General features: G+C 62.1%; 1 protein-coding gene. It reads right to left on the bottom strand.

The annotated features are described in order from the left end of the window. Positions 1-917: NAD-dependent epimerase/dehydratase family protein (locus KJS59_RS30675; protein ID WP_249715204.1), on the bottom strand; the 917-nt coding region annotated here is incomplete at its 3' end. Between the last annotated feature and the right edge of the window lie 12 nt (positions 918-929).

Here is a 929-nt window from a genome sequence, read left to right as displayed (position 1 = left end):
GCCTTGGCCACGTCCGGAACCCGCTTCTGCACGTCGTACTCGAACGGATCATCCGACACGTACCGCAACGGCACCCCCGGACCCTTGATCTTCCGCCAGATCACCTCCGCCAACTCCAACACCGTCGTGGACCGCGCCGTCGACAGATTGAAATCCTCATTCCTAGCCGCCTCGGACTCCATCGCCAACACAATCCCCCGCGCCAGATCCGCACCATACGTGTAATGACGCACCTGCGTACCCGCACCCAAGATCCGCAACGGATCCTGACCCTTCACCACCTTCTGCACCAAATCCGGCACCACATGCGACATCGCCAACTTCACATTCCCCGACAACACCTCCGCCTCACCCAACGCCCGACCCTCACCCACCCCCACACAGTTGAACGGCCGCACAATCGTGAACGGCAACCCATACTGCTCCCACGCCGCCCGCGCGTAATACTCCACCGCCAACTTCTGAAACCCATACGACGACAACGGCGGCGGCACCCGCCGCTCATCACCCTCCCGCGACGGCCACCACGTCGTCGACTCGAACACCATCGACGACGACAGGTACGTCACCTTCCGCAACCGACCATCCCGATGCGCCGCGATCGCCGCGTCACACGACGCCGCCATGATCCGCTCATTCGTCGCCAACAAGTCATACGCATACGCATGGAAGTACGAAATCCCCCCGATCATCGCCGCACCCGCAACGAAATGATCACAATCCGCCAACAACTTCCCCAACAGATCCGCATCCCGCGCGTCACCCTCCACGAACGTGTACCGCGGATCACCGTCATACCCATGCGACACCGGACCGTACTTCGAGAAGTTGTCCACCCCGACAACCTCATGCCCCCGACCCAGCAACTCCGCCACCACATAGCCGCCGATAAACCCGGCCGACCCGGTGACCAACACCTTCGCCACGTA

The organism is Rhizomonospora bruguierae, assembly GCF_018397995.1.
GTDB lineage: Bacteria > Actinomycetota > Actinomycetes > Mycobacteriales > Micromonosporaceae > Rhizomonospora > Rhizomonospora bruguierae.
This window is presented reverse-complemented; position numbering and strand designations above follow the sequence as displayed.